At 52.1% G+C, this 12,821-nt stretch carries 13 protein-coding genes; 3 read left to right on the forward strand and 10 right to left on the reverse strand.

Features of this window, described 5'->3' with window-relative positions; genetic code table 11:
- Positions 1 to 3: 3 nt before the first annotated feature.
- From ACJY2G_RS09925 to dapF, 4 genes are all read right to left on the reverse strand, one after another.
- Positions 4 to 837 (reverse strand): amidohydrolase family protein, encoded by an 834-nt coding sequence (locus tag ACJY2G_RS09925; RefSeq protein WP_430319779.1) that lies wholly within the window; start codon positions 835 to 837, stop codon positions 4 to 6.
- On the reverse strand, positions 834 to 2,096 hold the full coding sequence (locus tag ACJY2G_RS09930; RefSeq protein WP_112288278.1) for a gallate dioxygenase: 1,263 nt from the start codon (positions 2,094 to 2,096) through the stop codon (positions 834 to 836). The genes ACJY2G_RS09925 and ACJY2G_RS09930 overlap by 4 nt, the downstream gene beginning before the upstream one ends.
- Positions 2,097 to 2,238: 142 nt before the next feature.
- Entirely contained in the window at positions 2,239 to 3,618 is a 1,380-nt protein-coding gene (locus ACJY2G_RS09935) for an MFS transporter (protein ID WP_279919112.1), read from the reverse strand.
- Positions 3,619 to 3,941: 323 nt separating this feature from the next.
- Entirely contained in the window at positions 3,942 to 4,781 is an 840-nt protein-coding gene (gene dapF / locus ACJY2G_RS09940) for a diaminopimelate epimerase (protein WP_430319778.1), read from the reverse strand.
- A 158-nt stretch (positions 4,782 to 4,939) separates the two neighbouring features.
- Here dapF and ACJY2G_RS09945 point away from each other — a divergent pair, with 158 nt between their 5' ends.
- Positions 4,940 to 5,509: a GNAT family N-acetyltransferase gene (locus ACJY2G_RS09945; RefSeq protein ID WP_430319777.1), complete on the forward strand. Its 570-nt coding sequence runs from the start codon at positions 4,940 to 4,942 to the stop codon at positions 5,507 to 5,509.
- A gap of 212 nt (positions 5,510 to 5,721) precedes the next feature.
- Here ACJY2G_RS09945 and ACJY2G_RS09950 read toward each other — a convergent pair whose 3' ends face one another.
- The 4 genes from ACJY2G_RS09950 to spy form a co-directional block, all read right to left on the reverse strand.
- Positions 5,722 to 6,057 (reverse strand): phage holin family protein, encoded by a 336-nt coding sequence (locus ACJY2G_RS09950; protein WP_112288275.1) that lies wholly within the window; start codon positions 6,055 to 6,057, stop codon positions 5,722 to 5,724.
- A 307-nt stretch (positions 6,058 to 6,364) separates the two neighbouring features.
- On the reverse strand, positions 6,365 to 6,670 hold the full coding sequence (locus tag ACJY2G_RS09955) for a YbdD/YjiX family protein (protein WP_430319776.1): 306 nt from the start codon (positions 6,668 to 6,670) through the stop codon (positions 6,365 to 6,367).
- On the reverse strand, positions 6,663 to 8,729 hold the full coding sequence (locus ACJY2G_RS09960; protein ID WP_430319775.1) for a carbon starvation CstA family protein: 2,067 nt from the start codon (positions 8,727 to 8,729) through the stop codon (positions 6,663 to 6,665). Before ACJY2G_RS09960 ends, ACJY2G_RS09955 begins: the two co-directional genes overlap by 8 nt.
- Before the next feature lie 293 nt (positions 8,730 to 9,022).
- Positions 9,023 to 9,532, reverse strand: coding sequence for an ATP-independent periplasmic protein-refolding chaperone Spy (gene spy, locus ACJY2G_RS09965; RefSeq protein WP_120161856.1), 510 nt, complete (start codon positions 9,530 to 9,532; stop codon positions 9,023 to 9,025).
- A 368-nt stretch (positions 9,533 to 9,900) separates the two neighbouring features.
- Between spy and ACJY2G_RS09970 the strand changes: the two genes are divergently transcribed.
- Entirely contained in the window at positions 9,901 to 11,343 is a 1,443-nt protein-coding gene (locus ACJY2G_RS09970; RefSeq protein ID WP_430319774.1) for a PLP-dependent aminotransferase family protein, read from the forward strand.
- Between the two features lie 87 nt (positions 11,344 to 11,430).
- The gene (locus ACJY2G_RS09975) at positions 11,431 to 11,916 is read left to right on the forward strand and encodes an Hcp family type VI secretion system effector (RefSeq protein ID WP_120161858.1); all 486 of its coding nucleotides are present in this window, start codon (positions 11,431 to 11,433) and stop codon (positions 11,914 to 11,916) included.
- 30 nt (positions 11,917 to 11,946) lie between these two features.
- On the opposite strand, the gene ACJY2G_RS09980 is transcribed toward ACJY2G_RS09975, so the two are convergent.
- Both ACJY2G_RS09980 and ACJY2G_RS09985 read right to left on the reverse strand, forming a co-directional pair.
- Positions 11,947 to 12,279: a DUF1493 family protein gene (locus ACJY2G_RS09980; protein ID WP_120161859.1), complete on the reverse strand. Its 333-nt coding sequence runs from the start codon at positions 12,277 to 12,279 to the stop codon at positions 11,947 to 11,949.
- Positions 12,280 to 12,288: 9 nt separating this feature from the next.
- Complete coding sequence (locus tag ACJY2G_RS09985; RefSeq protein ID WP_439291683.1) at positions 12,289 to 12,738, reverse strand: STM2901 family protein; 450 nt, start codon at positions 12,736 to 12,738, stop codon at positions 12,289 to 12,291.
- Between the last annotated feature and the right edge of the window lie 83 nt (positions 12,739 to 12,821).

Below are 12,821 nucleotides of genomic sequence, written 5' to 3' on the forward strand. Positions count from 1 at the left end.
TCTTCAGTAATCCGTAAATCCAAACAAATCTTTCGGCGTCTGCCACAAAATCTGCTGACGAATTTTTTCGTCAGGGAATAATTGTTCAACCAGCATCAGCAGCGTGCCGAGATCCATCCGGTGCTCCGCCCGCAGAAACGGCCAGTCGGAACCCCACATGCAATGCTCTGCGCCGAACGCATTGAGCAGCGCATGCTGATAAGCGTGCCCGTCCTGATAAGGGAAGGGCTGGTGGCTGAATTTCGCCAGGCCCGACAGTTTTACCCAGGTTCTTTGCTGGTCAGCGAGGCCGAGAAGTGCCTGAAACGCCGGTTGTTGCAGGCCCTGCGTGATGTCAGGGCGTCCGGAGTGATCAATCAGCAGCCGCGTTTTGCTGCGGTTGATCAGCGGCAACAATGCCAGAAGCTGATCGTTTTGCACCTGAATGGCAGCGAACATATCCAGTTCGGCAAGACGCCCCATCAGGCTGCCGAGATGCAAAAAAGGCTCTGTGCCGAGCATCGCAACATTCATCGCAATGCCGACCACACCGGCCTGTTTCAGGATGGCAAGCCGCTCAGTGCTGATATCAAACGGGACGACGGCGATACCTTTGAAGCGGCCGTTGCCCTTTTCCAGCGCATCCAGCAAACACGTACTGTCAGTGTTGTAACCCGACGTCGGGCCGACAATCAGCGAGTGGCGGATGTTATACGCCTGCATCACGGCGCGGTAATAATCGGTGGTGCCAATCTCGTGCCCTTCCGGACGATAAGGCGTGTCCGGAAGGTACGGGAAGCGCGCCGGATCAAACACGTGATGATGTGTGTCGATCTTGGGTTGCTCAAAAATCGTCATGCTTTCGCTTTACCTGCTACTGAATAGAGAACTTGTTGATTGCGGGTTTTCTGGAATTCTTCCAGCGTTTCGCCACGCATCGCGGAATAAATATGTAAGTTGGAGACGCCGACTACCGCGCCGAGTTTTTCCAGCAGGAAGAAGCTGACGCCGTAATGGATCATGCCGCGCCAATCGAGTTCACGCAGCAGCTTTTGTTCCTCGTCCGTCAGTTTGTTTTCAGCAAACATAGCCTTCTGATCGGTAAGGAAACGCTCGCGCCATGCAGGCTGGATCAGACGGTGCAGGAACCGGTTAATGCGCAGCGCTTTCAGGCTTCGCGCCTGAGTGAACGGATAGGTGCCCGGCAGTTTTTCGACGCCCGCCATTTGCTGCGCGATTTTGTCACGCTGGCGCTGTTGCACGTCGTACGGCGCTTCACGTGACTGATTCTCCAGGATCAGCGTGGCGATGCCGGTCATCGACGGCAGGTAATAGGCCTGATGCAGTTTCTTCACATTGGCCGACAGCGCGCCGCGCATCACCAGCCACATAATGACTTCCGCACCTTCCATGCCGCCCAGCGTGGCAAATTCAGCCAGCGTCATTTCGGTCAGACGTTCCGGGTCGTTGACGATCATATCGACAAACTGCTCATCCCAGTCCGGATTATTAAACCCGCAACGTTCGCCGTGAACCTGATGCGAAACGCCGCCGGTGGCGACAATCGCTACGTTCAGATCTTCCGGGAAACTTTCAATTGCACGGCGCAGCGCCTGACCGAGTTTGTAGCAGCGGCGGGCAGTCGGAATAGGGAACTGCAATACACCGATTTGCAGCGGAACGATTTGTGTCGGCCAGCCGCCTTCATGCGGGAGAAGAGCGGAAAGCGGCGAGAACAAACCGTGATCCAAAGGCTTATCCTGGAAGAAAGACATATCGAATTCGTCCGCCATCAGGCTGGCCCCGATATGCTGCGACAGTGCCGCATGGCCTTTGACCGCAGGCAGGTCACGCGGGCCGCCGCCTTCATCGGCCACTTCATACTGCTCGTCGATACCCAACGTAAAGGCGGAATAGTGATCGAAGAAAAACGAGGTCACATGGTCGTTGAAAATGTAAACCAGCACGTCCGGTTTTTTCTCATCCAGCCATTTTTGCATCGGTGCAAAGCTTTCGAAAATTGGCGCCCAGGCGCTTTCTTCCTGCTTGTTATGGTCAACCGCAAAACCGATGGTCGGGGTATGTGAAACTGCTAAACCGCCTATGATTTTCGCCATCTTAAATCCTCAGTGCTTTTGTAGGGTAATCGCGGCGCGAAGGTCGTGCCGCGTTCTATTTCTATTTATGAACAGGTAGATGAACAGGTTGATGAATATATTGCTCAATAGGTTTCTAATTATAAGGTGGCTAATCCAGAGACTAGCGGATATTCATGGTGCGCGACAACTCCGGGATGTCAGTAATATCAACGCCTTTGATCATCTCGGCCGGGTGCGCCGCGCGGTGTAAAAGAATGCTCAGCCCCGCAAGCAATGCAGGCAACGCCAGAATAATAAAGATCATGTTTTGGCCGGAGAAAACGCCCAGCAGGACGCCGCCCATCGACGAACTGATAATCGCGCCGCTGCGGCCGATTCCGTGCATCCAGCAGACCCCGGTGGCACGCATTTCCGTTGGATAAAAGGCTGGAGAAAATGCCTGCAAACCGGTTTGTGCGCCGTTAATACACACGCCGCTGATGAAGACCAGCAGGGCAAGAATATCCGGGCCGAAGTTACCGATACCCTGTGATAACAGGCTGACCACGCCCATCATGTAGAAACCGGCAATCACCCGTTTGGCGATGAATCTGTCCATTAGCCCGCCGACCATCAGCCCGCCGAAAGTGCCGCCTAACTGGAACAAACCGGCGACAATGGCCGCACGTTCCAGTGAGAAACCGCCGTTACGCATAATGGTGGGCAGCCAGCCGTTGAGCAGATAAATCACGAACAGCCCCATGAAATAAGTGACCCATAGGACAATCGTGCCTTTGGCATAACCGTTAGTGAACAGCTGGAAGACCTTGGCTTTTTTCTGGATCACCGGCGCTTTCAGCACAAACCTGGTGCCTTCGCTGAAGACGCCACCGGCGCGGGTCAGCACTTTGGCGATTTTTTCCTTCGCCACTTTACGCACCACCATGTACATCGCCGATTCCGGCAGGATCCACAGCAGCAAGGGCAGCATCAGCAGGGGCACAATCCCGCCCGCGAAAATGACTGATTTCCAGCCGTAGTGCGGCAGTAAACCCGCGGCGACAAAACCCCCTGCGCCGGAACCGACGTTAAAGCCGCTGTACATCACGGTGATCATCAGGCTGCGGCGGCGTTCGGGCATGTATTCCGACACCAGCGTCACGGTATTGGGCATCACCGCGCCCAAACCAAGGCCGGTGAGAAAGCGCAGGATCGCCATTTCCATCGGCGTGCGGGCAAATGTGCTCAGCAGGCTGAACAATGCGAAGCACAGAATCGACCACATCAGCACCCGTTTGCGACCAAAGCGATCCGCGTTCGGTCCGGCAATCAGCGCGCCAATAGCCACGCCAAACATCGCAGCACCGAGGATCGGGCCCATTTCCGCGCGGCTGATACCCCAGTCTTCGATCAGCGCCGGAGCGATGAAGCCCATCACTGCGGCGTCATAACCGTCGAACATGATGATGATGAAACACAGGGATAAAACCACCCATTGATATTTCGATATCGGGCGTTCGTCTATCCACGCTTTCACGTCCACGATGGTGTTGTTGCTCATAGGGTACGCTCTCTGTTTTTTTTATTAATATGTGATCGGATTAAAACTTTGGACAAAATTTCACTGACCGGCTTAGCACGAAGAACGGTCGTGAAGGGTTTTTATTAAGATTATTTTATTTATTAAACAATGAGTTGGTTATTCATTGTTGTGCTTCCTGATAACCAACTTAGGGGCTGTAAAGCGCGCTGTCTGCCATAAAATCATTATGCAGGTATGAGTTTTATTTATGATGAGGTGTTTAAAATTACGGCAGTCGTGCTGCCGTAATTAAAAGAGGGCTCTGGAAGAGAAGGGGATAAAGCATTCATCAGGCGAATAGGTTACGCGGTCATATCCCAGAAACAGTCGTTATCGAGGGTGATGGTGGCGATTTTCTGCACCGGACCGCGCATGTTGACCTGAAAATCACCGCTGAAACTGATGGCAAGTTTCCCACCCGGCATATGCACCGTAACATTTTCATCCACCAGCCCCAGTTTGCGCATCGCGCTGGCGGCCGCACAACTGCTGCTGCCGGAGGCCAGCGTATAGCCTGCGCCACGTTCCCAGATGCCGATATTGATGTTGTTTCTGTCCAGCACCTGAACGAACTGCACGTTGGTACGCTTCGGGAAAATCGCCAGCGTTTCGATTTCAGAACCCAGTTGTTTCACCAGCGCTAAATCCAGTTCATCCACCCGGATCACGCAGTGCGGATTGCCCATCGACACCAGCGTCGCACTGAGGTTATGTCCGCCCGCGACCAGGGGTAATGCAAGGGCTTCGTCACCTTCAACGCTGGCAGGTAACGCCGCCGGAGAAAACTTTGCCTGACCCATATCGACAATCACCTGATGCGCACCTTCGGTCACTTCGCAACGCACCTGCCCGCCGGGGGTATTCACCTGAAACGGTTCGTGCGCTACGCGGCCAATATCAAACAGATAGCGGGCGTAAATCCGCAGGCCGTTGCCGCTTTTTTCGGCCTCTGAACCGTCGGGATTGATAATGCGCAGGGAAGGAATGTCGGCGTCGTCATGGTCAATCAGCAAACCGTCGGACCCGATGCCATAATGGCGGTCGCAGAGCCGCTGAATTTGCTCATTACTGAGAAGGGCGGCTACGCTCTGATGACAGACCAGATAATCATTACCCAGCCCGTGATAGCGGTGAAAAATCATGTTGGTGCTTCCTTTAATTCCTGCTCGTTCATAATTGATATGAATAGCTTTAATAGGAAATCTTGCCTGTTTCAATAGCGCCACGTAAATTCAAAATAATCAGTACGAAATTGCTGAGCTGATGTCCCTGAGATCCCGCCATAAACAAGGAGTTACAGATGGAAGCTTTTACTATTCCTGTGGCTGTTCCGCCGCTGGCCGTCACCACGCCGCGCCTGATCCTGCGTCAGTGGCAGGACAGCGATGCTGAGGCATTTGCAGAAATGAATGCAGACCCGCAGGTCATGGAGTTTTTCCCCGCCACCATGACCCGCGAGAAAAGCGACGAAATGCTGATGCGCTGTCAGAATTTGATCAATGAACGCGGCTGGGGGATATGGGCAGTTGAGTTGCGTGAGTCGGGGGAGTTTATCGGTTTTGTCGGGCTGCATACGCCGGGGTATGATCTGCCTTTTGTTCCGTGCGTGGAAATTGCCTGGCGGTTAAAAGTGGATGCGTGGGGAAAGGGTTATTGCACCGAAGCCGCCCGCGCCGCAATGGATGCAGGATTTAACCCGTTGGGTTTAAGCGAAATAGTGGCGTTCACAGCGCTGCCAAATGTGCGTTCTCAGGCGGTGATGAAGAAGCTCGGCATGACATGCGATCCCAAAGAGAACTTCATGCATCCGGCGCTGGAAGAAGGACACTGGCTGCGGGAACATTGTTTGTACCGTTTACCGCGTCCCTGAATGGCGTCCCTGAAAAAAACGGCTCCCCCTTTTCAGAGGGAGCCGTTTTTTTCAGCAAGGGCATTTGCCCGTTTTACCGCCTTCGCCCGGGAATCTCGTCTCCAGACAACTGCGGTGAAATCAGGGGGAGTCAGACGGGGCGTTAGCTTTCTGTTGATTCTGGCAAAAAAATCTCCGGCGCAGACACTTTGCCGGGGAAGAAATGAACGCGCTTATTTGGGTGCCGGACTGTAATTATCGATATAGCCAGCGATTTTCTTGCCAATCAGCGTAAGGAGTGGGCCGGCAAATACCCCGCCCAAACCGGCGACGATCATTAACCGGTCATCGCTTGCATCCCGCGAAAGAACGAAAATACTTACCAACATCCCGGTGAAACAAGAAACAACAATCTGCAGAAAACAGGCTTTCAGCTCTTCTATGAACGGCTTACTTTTTCTCAGCATGATATAGCGGACAAGCCCGCCCCACGCCGACATACCTACAATTGCAAGTATGATACCGTGCTCCATTAACACGATATCTCTGGCTTGTGCTGCACCAATCATGACGTAGTCCTCAGAAGTTAAAATTAAACCGATATAAAACTGTTGCGGTCAAATTATCACCAGAGGCTGTGGCGCGAAAATCACAAGGCAACACATTTTACTGTGAGGTGTCGGGCAGCCATCACCGGGAACATTAAAAAAAATAAAAGACATTCTATTTTAAGTCTTTGTCAGCGACCGCGCTGACCCGACTAGCCTCCGGCCATTCTGACTATAAGGCAGGAGCGCATAAGTAACTCCTTCCTCAGGTGAGAGGAAGGAGCAAAACACTAAAACCGTCAGTCAACCGGGGAGGATAAAGTGGGGGTCAGCAAGGGCATTTGCCCATTTTACCGCCTTCGCTCGGGAATCTCGCCTCCAGACAACGGCGGTGGAATTCACGCTCCGTCATGGGCGTGCTGTCCGGATGTCGCACCTGCATATGCCGGACATAATTCTGATAATCCTGCACGCCGACCATCAGCCGGAAGCTCTGCGCGGTGCGCTTTATGACCAGTTTCAGCCACCCGGCAACGTTGTGTGGTTTCGGTTGTGGCACAAATAACGGCTGACAGCGTGTCACCTGAAATGCGCCTAACCGTGGGGTCTTAAATAATGCGCGTGATTCAGACATGGCGGGCCTCGCGACGGTTAACCACGGCAGTTTCATGCACGGTTGGCGTAGCGGATTTAAGCGCGCGGCGGATAACAAAGAAGGCGGAAATCAGCATGGTCACCGCCACCAGCATGAAAAAGCCGCACAGGATGGCGTTAATCTGATTGTTCAGCACGATGGTGTGCATATCCGCCATCGTTTTCGCCGGTTTGATGATTTCACCACTGTCGATGCCCGCGTTAAATTTCTTCGCCTGCGCCAGAAAACCAATCGACGGTTTTTCGTGAAAAATCTTCTGCCAGCCTGCGGTCATCGAGGTGATGAACAGCCAGATGGTCGGCAAAATCGTCACCCACGCGTAACGCTGTTTCTTCATTTTGAACAGCACTACCGTACCCAGAATCAGCGCCATTGAGGCCAGCATCTGGTTACCGATACCAAACAGCGGCCACAGTGTATTGATGCCGCCAAGCGGATCCACCACGCCCTGATACACGAAGAAACCCCAGCCAGCGACCGCGACCGTAGTACCGGCAAACGTGCCGATCCAGGAACGGTTATTCGCCAGCGACGGAACGGCGACGCCCACCAGATCCTGCACCATAAAACGGCAGGCGCGGGTACCGGCATCGACGGCAGTCAGAATAAATAAGGCTTCAAACAGGATGGCGAAGTGATACCAGAAGGCCATCATGGCGCGGCTGTTGAACACCTCGGTGATGATGTGCGCCATGCCGACCGCAAAGGTCGGTGCGCCACCGGCACGGGAAAGAATCGACTGCTCGCCGACGTCCCTGGCGATTTGCGTCAGAACGTCCGGCGTGATGACAAAGCCCAAGCCGTTAATCACCTGTGAAGCGCTTTCCACCGTGGTGCCAATCAGCGCCGCCGGTGAGTTCATCGCGAAATATACGCCCGGATCGATAACAGACGCACAGATCAGCGCCATGATCGCCACAAACGACTCCATCAGCATTGCGCCGTAACCGATAAAACGGATATGGCTTTCGCGCTCAATCAGTTTCGGCGTCGTGCCGCTGGAAACCAGTGCATGGAAACCGGAAATCGACCCGCAGGCAATAGTGATAAACAGGAACGGGAACAGGCTGCCGGAGAATACCGGACCGCTGCCGTCAATAAAGCGTGAGACGGCAGGCATTTTCATTTCCGGCATGGCGAAGACGATACCCACCGCCAGACCGGCAATCACGCCGATTTTCAGAAACGTCGAGAGATAATCGCGCGGCGCCAGCAGCAGCCAGACCGGCAATACCGAGGCAATAAAACCGTAAATCACCAGCACCCAGGTTAGCGTGGTACCGTGCAGCGTAAAGAACGGACCCCAGTAGGGATCTGCCGCTACGTTGCCGCCGTACACAATCGCCAGCATCATCAGCACGAAACCCATCACCGACACTTCAGCAATTTTTCCCGGACGCAGAAAACGCATGTAGATGCCCATAAACAGGGCGATCGGGATGGTGGCGGCGATGGTGAACAGTCCCCACGGACTGTCGGCGAGTGCTTTGACCACCACCAGCGCCAGTGCGGAAAGAATGATGATCATCACGCCCAGCGCGCCGAGCATAGTGATCACTCCGGCAAAATCGCCCAGTTCCTGTTTTGCCATTTCACCTAATGAACGCCCGTCGCGGCGGGTGGAGATGAACAAGATCAGGAAATCCTGCACTGCGCCCGCCAGCATCACACCCACTAAAATCCAGATAGTGCCCGGCAGGAAGCCCATTTGTGCGGCAAGGATCGGGCCGACCAGCGGACCGGCTCCGGCGATGGCCGCGAAATGGTGGCCGAACAATACCCATTTGTTGGTCGGCACGTAATCCAGCCCGTCATTGTGACGCTCAGCCGGAGTCATGCGTTTGTCATCGAGTTCGAAGACTTTTTCAGCGATAAACAGGCTGTAAAATCGGTATGCAATGCTGTAACAGGCAATAGCGGCGACCACCAGCCACAGGGCATTAACGTGTTCGCCGCGGCTCAGTGCCAGCATCCCAAAGGCAAAAGCCCCGATTAACGCCACCACCAGCCAGGTAATCCCGGACTTGACGCTTTTCATGATGTACAACTCCTTATGAATGGTCCTGCTCAGGCAGGCCACTATTTTTATGCAGAGAGTGTGATGTAGAGGTACGATGCGCAGACGTGCATCAGGTTGCAATATTGTGAAAATTCCGTTTAAAAATAGTGTTTTTAAACGGAAAAGTTTGAAGTTAAAGATGAAATTGTGATGGGGTTGACGCTTTAGGCAGAGAAGGCTGGTCGGATGACATCAAAGTTGTGGCGCAGAAGAAAGAATGCAAAAAAAAAACCGGCCCGTGAGGGGCCGGTCAGGCAGGTTATCAGACGCTATTATTCAGCGGCAGCGGGTTTTGCTTCACCTGGTTTGTGGTCACGCATCTGCTCCATTTTGGCAGCGCGTTTCTGGTAGTTCTCATTGAACTGTTTTTTCTGCTCTGGCGTCAGCAGGTTATACATTTTGTTCTCAGCACGTGCGCGTTCCAGCATACGGTCGGACTGCGCTTTGGTGATGGTATCAATCTGCGATTTCACTTTTGATTCATCGAAGCTGTCAGACGCCACCAGGCTGTGCATCTGATCCATCTGTGCTTTCATTGCAGCGCGGTCAGGACGCGGGCCGCTGTCTTTCATGATCTCTTTCATCTGAGTTTTCTGCTGCTCAGTCAGGTTCAGACCGGCAAACGGGTTCATATGATGCGGGCCTTTATGGTGCATCATTTTGCCGTGTGGCGCGGTAGTGGCGTCAGTTGCAGGAGCAGCGGTTGTCTCAGCAGCAAACGCGAAAGAAGCAGAGCTCAGAGCCAGAGTTGAAGCCACAATCATTGCGGTAAGTTTACGCATAATTAAATTCCTCATTGAATATTCAGGCACGTCGCCCGTTTTGTTTCGACGTAAACAAGTCTACTCATTCCAATGAATAGTAATGCGAGGAAGATGTAAAAGAGTGAAAGCCAAAATGTCATTTATCCGGCAATCGTGGAGAAAATGTTTAGAAAGCGTAAGGTTGCACGAACAGGCATGAACGGGAGGTCAGATAAATCTGAGTAATGCGGTGTATTCACACATTAACATGATGAATGTTTCGCCGCCAGACCTCACTGGTAAACATTGATGACGGTTGATGAGCAGTTTACTTCACAGATAAAAGCTAAAAACAGGCATAATAGTTATCATTTGATTAACACTTCCTATAACAGTGCAGATGAATTATGGCCGAATCCCGTTATGAAACGCTGGCGCGTACCTTACGCCGACAAATAGATACGCAGGTCTGGCTGCCCGGCGACCGTCTGCCTTCGTTGCGCGATACCTGTAAACAGTCGGGCCTGAGCCTGATGACGGTATTACAGGCTTATCAGCTGCTGGAAAGTCAGGGCGTGATTGTTTCCCGCCCGCAATCCGGTTATTACGTGGCGGCAGGCACACAGCGCCCGGTGCGTCATTCACCTGATGAACGCCTGCACGCCGCCGAGCAGGTGGACGTCAACGACGCTATTTTCGATATCCTCAAAGCCGGGCAAGATCCCGCCGTGGTGCCGCTGGGTTCCGCGTTTCCTGATCCGACGCTTTTTCCGCAGCCACGGCTGGCGCGTTCGCTGGCCAGCGCCGTCCGCCGGATGTCACCACACAGCGCCATTGCTAATCTGCCGCCAGGTAATGAAGAGCTGCGCCGCAGTATTGCGCAGCGCTACGCACAAAACGGTATTGAAGTGGCACCTGATGAAATTGTGATTACGTCGGGGGCAATGGAATCGCTCGGATTAAGTTTGCAGGTGGTGACAGAACCGGGTGACTGGGTCGCCATCGAATCGCCCGCTTTTTATGGCGTATTGCAGGCCATTGAGCGCCGCAAATTAAAAGCCGTCGCCATTCCGACGGATGTGCGTTATGGCATGGATCCCGATGCACTGGAGAAGGCGCTGGAGATCTATCCGGTCAAAGCCTGCTGGCTGATGTCGAGTTTTCAGAACCCGCTCGGATGCAGCCTGCCACCGGAAAATAAGGCACGGCTGGTGGGAATTTTGCAGGCGCATAAGGTGGCGCTGATTGAGGATGACGTTTACAGCGAACTGTATTTCGGCAGCGAACGGACGGTGCCGCTTAAAGCGTCAGATTATCGCAGTGAAATTCTGCACTGTTCGTCTTTTTCAAAATGTCTGGCGCCGGGATTTCGTGTCGGCTGGGTGGCGGCGGGGGCTTATGCCGAACGTATACAGCGTCTGCAACTGATGAGCACATTATCGGCCAGCGTACCGGTTCAGCTGGCATTAGCGGATTATTTACAGGGCGCGCAGCAGGGCGGCTACGACACGCATTTGCGACGTTTACGGCGTCAGCTCGAACAACGGCAGCTGGCGATGCGCCACGCCATTATCCGGGAATTCCCGCCGCAGGTTTCAGTTTCGCAACCAGCGGGAGGCTATTTCCTGTGGCTGGATTTGGGCGATAACGTGGATGCGGCACGGGTTTATCAGCGCGCGCTGGCAAAAGGCGTCAGCGTCGCGCCCGGCACCATGTTCTCGGCCGATGAACGATTCCGTCACTGTTTGCGTCTGAACACCTCATTCGAATGGGGGCCGCACACCGCCCGCGCCATCTCGATTCTGGCGGCGCTGGTGGCGGAAGAAATCGGGATGGAAAAGGGGAGTTAACCTTCCGGGGAGTAGCGGGTTCGCTAATTGTCTGATGCCAGGTAAAGGAATATTGTAATCCCTCACTCTAATAAGGGATTTAAAACCATGGCAATACCCGTTTACTTATGGCTCAAGGATGACGGTGGTGCAGACATTAAAGGTTCTGTGGATGTACGTGATCGCGAAGGAAGTATTGAGGTCGTTTCATTTAATCACGGGCTTCATATTCCGACAGATAATAATACCGGAAAAATAACCGGCACGAGGATCCATGCACCGCTGACATTTGAAAAAGAGTTCGATAGTTCGTCCCCATACTTTTATAAAGCTGTAGCTCAAGGCCAGACTTTAAAATCGGCAGAATATAAGTGGTATCGGATAAATGATGCTGGACAGGAAGTAGAATATTTCAATATGTTGCTGGAGAACGTGAAAGTCGTCGCTATCAGTCCGGTGATGTACAACGTTAAAACTTGTGAGAAAACCAATCATATGGAAAATATTGAACTGCGATATGAAAGGATTACATGGAAATATTGTGACGGAAACGTACAGTTCACCGATGCATGGAATGAACGTGTAACAGCCTGAAGATGAGAGGGGATTATCCCCCTCTTTTCACTAATCATAAAGCCATTGTCCCGCCTCAGCAGAGTTAATGAACATCTGAACTGTTAAATCCGGCTTCTTTATCCATTTATCTTTTTTTCTGAGAATCCAGTCCAAAATGCCGATTTCTAAATAGGGAAAATAGGCATTCCAATCAAGAGTGCTCATATCAATACTGAATTCATCGCCAAATCGCTCAATTATTTCAACCAGATAGTAAGGTTCATCTTCGAAATCCTGCAGTGCTGAGTCGATCTCGATAGAAATTCTTTTAGAACTGAACAGTACCTTTTGGTCCGGTATTTCTCGCTTAAAAAAAGCCACCACCTTCTCCTCAATACTCATAATACCACCTTAAAATATCCGATCTTGGGGATGGGCAATGATGTTGTATTTATTGACAGATTTACAGGCAATACTTGAGACATCGTAAGCAATCAGAAATGCTCCCAGTACTGGGATTGTGCGGCCAATAAAGGTTGATAATTTTTTAACCATCACAATTTTCATCTTAGGTGGGAAGTAACCTATTATCGTTGGTAACTTTATGGGCATCATTTTTCCACGAAGATATTTTCTGATAGTTTTTGAAGCCCTTGATGTCCCCGGAGTGGCATCGGAGGGTTTACCTGGCACATCGATATTATTTTTCCCTGAGTATAGGAGTGAAACACCTACTACATCATTTACACCGAAATGATCAAGTGTCTCATCAACCATAATCCAGAAAAATAGTTCGCAGGCAGTAAGATTGGAGGTTCCATCGTAGAAATAGGTTCCATTTAGTTCTTCAATCGTGTCCATCGTAGAAACTCCCTTTATAAATGAGGAGTTACGTTATGCCTTCGAACTTTAATAAACAATTATCGATCGCTATTTAACGAGAT

Source organism: Rahnella sp. ATs2 (assembly GCF_051851855.1).
Lineage (GTDB): Bacteria > Pseudomonadota > Gammaproteobacteria > Enterobacterales > Enterobacteriaceae > Rahnella > Rahnella variigena.

What these genes read in the sequence shown, in the direction of transcription:
- ACJY2G_RS09925 (WP_430319779.1), bottom strand. Translation starts at nt 837, where the DNA reads ATGACGATTTTTGAGCAACCCAAGATCGACACACATCATCACGTGTTT.
- ACJY2G_RS09930 (WP_112288278.1), bottom strand. Translation starts at nt 2,096, where the DNA reads ATGGCGAAAATCATAGGCGGTTTAGCAGTTTCACATACCCCGACCATC.
- ACJY2G_RS09935 (WP_279919112.1), bottom strand. Translation starts at nt 3,618, where the DNA reads ATGAGCAACAACACCATCGTGGACGTGAAAGCGTGGATAGACGAACGC.
- dapF (WP_430319778.1), bottom strand. Translation starts at nt 4,781, where the DNA reads ATGATTTTTCACCGCTATCACGGGCTGGGTAATGATTATCTGGTCTGT.
- ACJY2G_RS09945 (WP_430319777.1), top strand. Translation starts at nt 4,940, where the DNA reads ATGGAAGCTTTTACTATTCCTGTGGCTGTTCCGCCGCTGGCCGTCACC.
- ACJY2G_RS09950 (WP_112288275.1), bottom strand. Translation starts at nt 6,057, where the DNA reads ATGATTGGTGCAGCACAAGCCAGAGATATCGTGTTAATGGAGCACGGT.
- ACJY2G_RS09955 (WP_430319776.1), bottom strand. Translation starts at nt 6,670, where the DNA reads ATGTCTGAATCACGCGCATTATTTAAGACCCCACGGTTAGGCGCATTT.
- ACJY2G_RS09960 (WP_430319775.1), bottom strand. Translation starts at nt 8,729, where the DNA reads ATGAAAAGCGTCAAGTCCGGGATTACCTGGCTGGTGGTGGCGTTAATC.
- spy (WP_120161856.1), bottom strand. Translation starts at nt 9,532, where the DNA reads ATGCGTAAACTTACCGCAATGATTGTGGCTTCAACTCTGGCTCTGAGC.
- ACJY2G_RS09970 (WP_430319774.1), top strand. Translation starts at nt 9,901, where the DNA reads ATGGCCGAATCCCGTTATGAAACGCTGGCGCGTACCTTACGCCGACAA.
- ACJY2G_RS09975 (WP_120161858.1), top strand. Translation starts at nt 11,431, where the DNA reads ATGGCAATACCCGTTTACTTATGGCTCAAGGATGACGGTGGTGCAGAC.
- ACJY2G_RS09980 (WP_120161859.1), bottom strand. Translation starts at nt 12,279, where the DNA reads ATGAGTATTGAGGAGAAGGTGGTGGCTTTTTTTAAGCGAGAAATACCG.
- ACJY2G_RS09985 (WP_439291683.1), bottom strand. Translation starts at nt 12,738, where the DNA reads ATGGACACGATTGAAGAACTAAATGGAACCTATTTCTACGATGGAACC.